The sequence below is a fragment of the Streptomyces sp. FH025 genome (genome assembly GCF_017427025.1).
Taxonomy (GTDB): Bacteria; Actinomycetota; Actinomycetes; order Streptomycetales; family Streptomycetaceae; genus Kitasatospora.
This window is the reverse complement of sequence record NZ_JAFLNG010000390.1, coordinates 1-7325: the sequence shown is the minus strand read 5'-3', so window position 1 is coordinate 7325 and position 7325 is coordinate 1. Positions and strand designations below refer to the sequence as shown.

Genomic DNA, 7325 nt, shown 5'->3' with positions numbered 1-7325 from the left:
CCGCCTTCGCCGCTGTCTATGCTCTGCTCCGCGCCTCGGCCGACCTCGCCGACCAGTTCGTTAACGCGGCGAAGGCCGTGTCCGCTTTCCTCGGCGTCTCGCTTTCGCGGGGCAGTCGCCGACTGTGGTCCGCCCGAGATTCCGTTCGGGTGTCTCGGTTGGCGGGCGTCGACGTTGCGCCTCGGAATGCACTCCTGGAGGTGACGGCATGACAACCTCGATCGATCAGATCGCCATCCTGGCGACGTTCGGCTCGACCTGGGCCGTGCTGGCCGTCGGTCACAACGTCGCGGACCACGTCCTCGGTCAGAGCGACCACCAAGCCGCGAACAAGGGGGCACCGAGCAAGGAGGAGCTGGCCGCCGGGGCACACCCGCGCCGGGGCTGGGCGGCCTGTCTGGCCCACGTCGGCCAGTACCACCTCGTCATGGCCGCGCTCCTTGCACTGGTGTGGCTCTTCATCCCGCTGCCGCTGACCGTGACGGGTCTGGTCGCTGGCTTTGCGTGGTCGGCGGCCAGCCACGCCATATTGGATCGGCGTTGGCCGGTTCGCTGGCTGCTGCAGCACACCGGCTCGCCGGACTTCGCCAACCTGAGGACGGCCGGGCTCAACGGGATGTACTTGGCCGATCAAGCCCTGCACGCCTTGGCACTGCTTGTCTCCGCAGTCCTGATCACCCGCCTGTGATTCTTCTGGCGCCCGTCGCTCACGCGCTATCCAGACCAGCCGTTGCAGTTCTCGAAGCCGGTCTCCAGGCTGCCGCGGAAGGCCAGCGCTTCGCGCCCGATGCCGAGAGCGCCGAGCAGGGCATCGAGCGCCGCTTCCACATCGTCTACCGAGCGACTCACCCAGACGAACGTGTACGGGACAGACGCTCCTTCGAGCTCGCTCAAAGCGAAGTCCGTCTTCTGGATGCGGAACATGGCAACATCCACGTAGCCGAGATCTTCCCAGCCTCGTTCGACGGTCAACCGCAACCGCGCCGCGAGCGCCTCCAGCGGCGGCTGCAACCCGGCCACCACCCGAAACGAGCTGGCTGCGAACTCCCACATGCTCGACTGGAACGCTGGGTTGCGCTTCCCGCCCTGGTACGAAGGAGCTTCCTCCCAGTCCGGTTCGGGTCCAGGAACGTTGACAGCAGCCATGTCGGCCTCCCCCTGCGAATGCCACTACTACCACCGAGCGCGCTTACCGTATCTCAGGTCACAGTGCGGTACTCGCCGCCTGAACAGTGCTGGTCAGAGCGCTGGTCACTCAGCGGCGGGGCAGGGGGACGACGCCGCTGACATCGTCCCCCTGCCCTTCGTCCGGAAACAGCTTCGACAGGCCGTGGCTGACGCTCATCGCGCGACGGAGGCGCTGGAGCTCATCGTCTTTGGCCGCGAGGACGGACAGCAGCAGCTGGTGACGCTCCTTCAACTGGTAGAACTCGGTGTTGGTGCGCGCGAGCTTGCTGGTGAGCCGCTGATTGACCTCCCGCAGTCGCGCGATGCGGGCCTCGCGGGGATCGGGCTGACGCCCGGCGGCCCAGGCGGCGGATCGTCGCTTCTCGAACTCGTCCTTCAGATGACCCCAGGTCCGGTAGAGGGACGCGCGGGAGATGCCCGCCTCGCGGGCGAGCGTCTTGGCGTCACAAGATCCGCCCAGCGGGATCTGCCCGGCCAGCAGGCGGTCGATGGCCGCGCGGATCCGCCTCTCGATCTGGTCGCGTTGGTCCTGGCTGAGCGCCATGTCATTCGGCCTTTCCGGATGCCTTATCGATCTCGTGCAGGACGCGCGTCGAGCGCTCGTGCTCGGCTCGCAGCCGTTGCTTCTCCGCAATTGGGACGCGGGGACTGGCCAGCATGACGGCGCCGTTGTCGGCGGCGCTCTGCCAGACGGGCCGGTGAACGAGGTGATGGGTGGCCTGGGGGCATCGGGCGCTGTCACACATCCCGGTCAACGGGGAAGCGGCGGATTTGGCGCCGGCGAGCTTGAGACACAGTGCCTTCGCCGGGTCCTCGAACCAGCAGTAGTTCGCGGCGGACAGGTGCAGGACCGACGCCTTCTGCTTCAGCAGCAGCTCGACCTGCCGGTCGGTGACCACCTTTGCCGCTCCCGGATCGTGGTCTTCCAGCCCCGTCTCGACGGTGCGGAACGTGGCCAGCAGGGCGTCGGCTCCCGGGCCGGAAGGAAGCTGCCCTTGCTCGAACTGGCGGTAGGCCTCCACGGTCCGCCTGAGCTTCTCTGTCTCTTCGGCCCTCTTCCACTCATGGTGGAACACGGCCTGGGCGCCCCCGGGCCGTGCGGCGTATCCCTCGCTGGTTGCCACGGAGAGGTGCTTGAAGTGGACCTTGGTGGCCAGTAGGCCGCCGGGCCGTGCGGCCATTTCGACGGAAAGTGTGCGCCGCAGTCGGCGGGGGTGGATCGGATCATCAGGGATCGGTTCCAGGCCCATCCGCTGTCCGGCGGGCGAGGTGACCCACTTCCGGAGCCAGGTCATGGCTCCGTTGCTCTCAAAGCCCTTGAAGTCGAAGAGCAACTGTCCAGGGGCTGCATCCGTGAGCTGCTCGGCCAAGGCGATGACGCGGGCGACCTCTTCGATGACGACCCATTCGTCTGCCTCGCCGCCCCAGCGGCGGCCCTTGACCACCTTGCTGACCAGCCGATGCCGGGCCAGACCGGTGTCGTTCTCGCTGTCCGTGCGGCGGCACCCGACGGTCAGCTCCATCAACTCGCTTGAGCGCATACCGGTCAGAGCCGATGTGGCGACGACGCAGGTGTGAGCGGCGACCCGGATCAGGGAATCCGCGGCTACGAACGACAGGGGAAGCGTCCAGGGGAGCATGTCGCCGGTGTCCGCCCGGGGGACCTCGGTCGCGTGACGGCACCACACATTCTCGGTGCCGACCTGGGCGACCGCCTCCTCCAGCATCGGCCGGGCCTTGAGCAGGAGAGCCTTGTGGATGTCGCGGTGCCCGGTCGGCCGCAGCAGATGCTGGAAGTTGACGTCCAGCAAGGGGTCTTGCGGGTCCCACCCGTGGTTTCGGCGCTTGGTCAGCTGCATGGGTTCGAGCCTTGGCAGCGGCTGGCCGGCCTGGAGATGCTCATCGACGAGCGAGGCGAGCATGCCGGCGTCCCGCAGGTTCCGCTTCCAATCGACGCCGTACCGGACCGTGCGCTCGGCGCGCAGTGCCGAGCGCAGGTCCACGATGTGGGGACCGAGCACATCGACCAGGTGCAGGCATGCGGTCAGCAGCGGGCCGAGGACCTCGTCCCCCAGCGGTTCGGTCTTGATCACCACCTGGGGCCGTGCCGGAGCGCCGGTGACCTCCCGCGCCGACCGTTTTCCCCAGGGCCGAAACCCGGGGCGGTGCCGGTCGGCGGACAGCAGTTCGCCATAGTCGGTGATCTCCTGTATGGCCAGGACCACCGTCCGCAGTGAGCTGCCGGCCTTCGTGCGGACGCCCTCCCCTGACTTCCTGTCACGGACGATGCCGTACTCGTGCAGGAAGGCGTCGCAGTGGTCCTGGGTGACGGCTGCGAGCGTGGTGATCCTGCGCTTGTGCAGCCAGTTCAGCCAGAAGGTGAGGTGATAGAGACGGGCGTGGACCGTGCGGGGGTGCCGCGGGGTCCGGTGCGCGTGCGGCAAGGCGAGGACGCGTTCGTCCTGGGCGGCAATCCACGCCAGCGCGAGTTCCTTGGCGACCACGCGCCAGGGCCAGTGGGCGATGCGGTCGAACTCCCAGGTCTTCTCCGCCGGCGTCATCTGGACCGAGGCATCGGCCCAGCCGTCGAACGACCACACGTCATCCTCGAACTTCGGCCGGTGGCTCCTGGCCAGCCAGGTGAGGCGGGCGGTGGCGGCGATGTCCGCCCCGGCGAACACCGACCGCGATCGGTGCTCGGCCGGCTCCAGTAGCAGGCTCACGATGTTGTCTCCTCCGCTCGAAGCGGCAGCTCGGCGTCCTCGTCACGGACCTCGCGCTGGGCGGCCTGGATGGCGGCCTTCTCGAAGCGCGGCAGGATGTCCGCCGAGAGCCGGCGGGCGTACGGGGCGAGGGTCGCGGCGAACTGCTCGCGCGGCATCAGCCGGAACTGCCGGGCGAAGTAAGCCTTCAGCCGCAGCAGGTTGGGCAGGTGACGCGGGGCGAACAGCGCCAGCGGGCAGAGCAGGCAGACCCAGGGCCGGGCCGGACACGGCTTGTCCTTCGGACCGTGCAGCCCGGCGAACAGGTCGGCGCATGCCGCGGTGAACACATCCATGCGACCGGACAGCAACTCGATCATGGCCCCCTCGGCAAGACCCAGACGATGTACCTCCTCAGGTAGCCGGTCGGCGCTGGCCGCCTCGTCCACGACCAACGGGGTGCTTGCCCGCCGCAGCAGGTCGCCCTGCGCGTCCCGGGCAATCTCCTCGACCACCGCCTTCTGGGCCGGAGTCGCGGCGGACAGGTAGTGGTCGCCCTCGACCTGCGGGGAATGGTTCGGGTCGACCGTGGCCCGAAGCGACCACTGCCGCTGACCGCGCTGGGCGATGAAGGTCGTCCGCAGGCGTCGGCGGTCGATCCAGAGCGGCCGGCCGTCATCGGCCCGCAGGTCGTGGTCCTTGACCCACCTGCGGAGCACGTAGTCGGCGAAGGTCGCGGGGCTCGGCTCGGCCTGCAACGTCACCAGCCACAAGCGCTCGACCAACTCGGCCGGAGCGTGCCCGCGCAACAACAAGGTGTGGGCCTGCCACCGCTCCAGTAGCCGTGATGCCCGGGCCGACAACACCAGGCTCTCGTCCGCTGTGCGGCCCTTGGTGTAGGAGAGGACGGTCGCCTGCCGCCCGGCCCACTTGATGCCCGACACCTCGATGCCGGTCAGACCGTCCGGGACGATGCCGGTCCAGGCCGCCAGAAGCAGCAGGTAGGGAACCGCCTGGGATTGCGATGGGTAGAGCGCGTCACGGACCCGGTGGACGCCGCGATACCTCTTCTTGAACTCCTGCGGCGTCAGGCCCAGATGCTCGGCGACCACAGCCGCCCTGACCGGCCCGGTCCGCAGCAGCAGCCAGGCCGCGTTCGCCTCGCTCCAGCCGCCGACCGCCGGGTCCTGCCCACTCTCCGCGAGCTGGACCATCGCCTGGTGCACTGCTCCAAGGCGACGCACCTCGCCCTTACAGAGGTCGATCACCCGATTCCACTCCGCCGGCTCGTAGGGCGGCAGCGGCCCGTTGACCACCGGGCGTGTGTAGTTGGTGCCGAACACCATCTCCCGCACCGGCTCGGACAGCGCCTCGTGCCGGATGTGGAAGGCCCGCAGGATCGTCCGGGTGCGGTATTCGACCAGGTAGTGCGACCGCAGCCAGAACTGTCCGAGCACGGCCCTGGTCAGCTCGGCCGCAGACCCGTCGAAGCCGTCCCTGGCCAGTTCTCGCACCATCCGCCGCAGGGTGGAGGCGAAGCTCATGACCGTGCTCAGCTTGCCGAGCGGCCCGTGGGGATGGACTGAGGCGGCCAGGCCCTCGGTCAGGTCGGCCGCAAGCCGGGCGTTCGGAAGGCCGCCGATCTCAATGACGCGCGCTGTCTCGCCGGGCAGGGACAACTTCAGCGCGAGCGGGTCGTGAAGAACTTCGGCCGGCATCAGAACTCCTCCGCGAACTCGGCGTCGGCTTCGGCGAGCGCGGCCGGGTCGATGGCCCCGCGGGTCTTCTCCCAGGCCGCGCGGTAGATCCGGTTCACGTCCAGCCGCTTCAGGTAGACCTCCGTCGTGACCACGCTGGAGTGCCCCAACAGATCCCGCAGGATCAGCAGCGGATCGGCTTTCAGCAAATAGAGCGCCAGCCCGGATGCGTCGCCGGTCGCCGCAGCAAGCTGGGCGGCCTGCCGGTAGTGGCCCTCCACGAGCTTCTCCAAGGTGGCCATCGCGAAGGTGTGGCGACATCGGTGCGGTGCGACATCCGGGAACCGTGGCTCGAAGCGCTCGCGGATCCGGCGGGCCGTGCGCCGGAACAGCGTTCCCCAGTCGACGAACGGCCGCCCGTTGTAGCTCAACGCCAGCAGCAACGAGCCGCCCTCTGGACCCACCAGCCGTACCCGCTCCTCCGGTCGCAGTGCCGACCAACGCGTGCGTCGACCGTTGATCCGGCCGCCGTAGAAGTCCGCCTCCTCCACCACCAGCGGTCGGCTCGGCTTCCACGAGCCCCGTGACATCTCACGGTCCAGGGCGATGTAGGAGTGCACCGCCGCGAGCAAGCGGTATTCGATCCACGTCGTGCGGAACTTGCGCCCCTTGGCCCCCAGTTCCGGAACCGCCCACGGGATCGGCACCTCGGTCGGCTCGGTCGGCAGCGGCGGAACCTCATGGACCAACAAGTAGGAGAACTCGCGGCTCCGCATCCCCGTGCCCAACACCAGACCACCCATCGCCGCGTTCCGCCCCGGAAAGCGCCCCCGGAACGTCGCGTCCTCCAGGCCGTCCGGACCCAACCCGGCCAGGCCGTAGCGGAACAAGCCAGCGAAGTCCGACTCCAGGTACTGCACCTTCACATGCGGCTTCGGCCTGCGGGTCCGGGCCTGGTTCCGCCGGGTCTCCACCTGCCGGCCCTGCACCATCCGCTTGCCGACGGCCAGCGTGAACGGCACTGCCTTTGCCAGGCCCTCACCCTCGGCCCAGTCGTAGAACCGGCTCAGCGCCGTGATCTGCAACTCCCAGGAGGAAGACTCCAACCGCTCGTCCAACGGCCCTGACAGCCGACGGTCCGCGTAGGTGCTGAGGGCCGTCACCAGGTCCTGCCGGGTACCGAACACCGAGACACCGTGCCGACGCAGGTGCGTCAGCCAGTCCCGGGCCGCCAGCGCGTACGCCCGCCACGAGTTCGGCGACGGAGCCCCACTCGTCGGCAGGGTCCGAAGCCAGGCGTTCACCGCCCGCGTCGCCCGTGGACCATTCCCGTCCTCGAACGCGAAGTCGTCGTCGAACAGCACCGGCATCCGCTCGGGGATCAACGGCTGACTACCGAGCCCCCAGGACTGCCAGCCCTCGGCAGAGAAGTAGTGCACCAACACACGGCGGGACGGTAGGCCCGCGACACGACCCTCATCAACTGCTAACCCCACGCCCAGTCAACGGGAGTTGAGGAATGTGAGACACTCCAACTAAGCAGCAACAAACTGGATCCAGACCGACCACCAAGCCGGCACCAAGGGCGACCGGTCCCCGTCGGGCCGCCGAGCCTGCGCAGCCCACGTCGCGACGTACACTGCCGCCCAGGCCGCGAGCCTGCTTCTGGGCAGCCACGTCCTCAGCATCCGCCTCAGGCCCCGCCGCGTCCTCGCCGCCCTCGCGCTCTCCGCCCTCA

Annotated in this window: 7 protein-coding genes; 2 read left to right on the top strand and 5 right to left on the bottom strand. The window is 68.8% G+C overall.

The features are described from left to right. Positions 1–212 (top strand): hypothetical protein (locus J0670_RS24610; RefSeq protein ID WP_207813839.1); only part of this gene is annotated, 212 nt, incomplete at its 5' end. Continuing rightward, entirely contained in the window at positions 209–688 is a 480-nt protein-coding gene (locus J0670_RS24605) for a hypothetical protein (RefSeq protein WP_207813838.1), read from the top strand. The genes J0670_RS24610 and J0670_RS24605, both read left to right, overlap by 4 nt. Before the next feature lie 26 nt (positions 689–714). On the opposite strand, the gene J0670_RS24600 is transcribed toward J0670_RS24605, so the two are convergent. The 5 genes from J0670_RS24600 to J0670_RS24580 form a co-directional block, all read right to left on the bottom strand. Continuing rightward, positions 715–1146, bottom strand: coding sequence for a hypothetical protein (locus tag J0670_RS24600; RefSeq protein WP_207813837.1), 432 nt, complete (start codon positions 1144–1146; stop codon positions 715–717). A gap of 109 nt (positions 1147–1255) precedes the next feature. Beyond that, the gene (locus J0670_RS24595) at positions 1256–1732 is read right to left on the bottom strand and encodes a hypothetical protein (protein ID WP_207813836.1); all 477 of its coding nucleotides are present in this window, start codon (positions 1730–1732) and stop codon (positions 1256–1258) included. Between the two features lies 1 nt (position 1733). Then, positions 1734–3911 (bottom strand): hypothetical protein, encoded by a 2178-nt coding sequence (locus J0670_RS24590; RefSeq protein WP_207813835.1) that lies wholly within the window; start codon positions 3909–3911, stop codon positions 1734–1736. Then, positions 3908–5608 carry a hypothetical protein gene (locus tag J0670_RS24585; RefSeq protein ID WP_207813834.1) on the bottom strand — a complete coding sequence of 567 codons (1701 nt, stop codon included), beginning with the start codon at positions 5606–5608 and terminating at the stop codon, positions 3908–3910. The genes J0670_RS24590 and J0670_RS24585 overlap by 4 nt, the downstream gene beginning before the upstream one ends. Continuing rightward, a complete protein-coding gene (locus J0670_RS24580) occupies positions 5608–6957 on the bottom strand; it encodes a site-specific integrase (protein WP_243437461.1) in 1350 nt (449 codons plus the stop codon). Before J0670_RS24580 ends, J0670_RS24585 begins: the two co-directional genes overlap by 1 nt. Positions 6958–7325 lie beyond the last annotated feature (368 nt).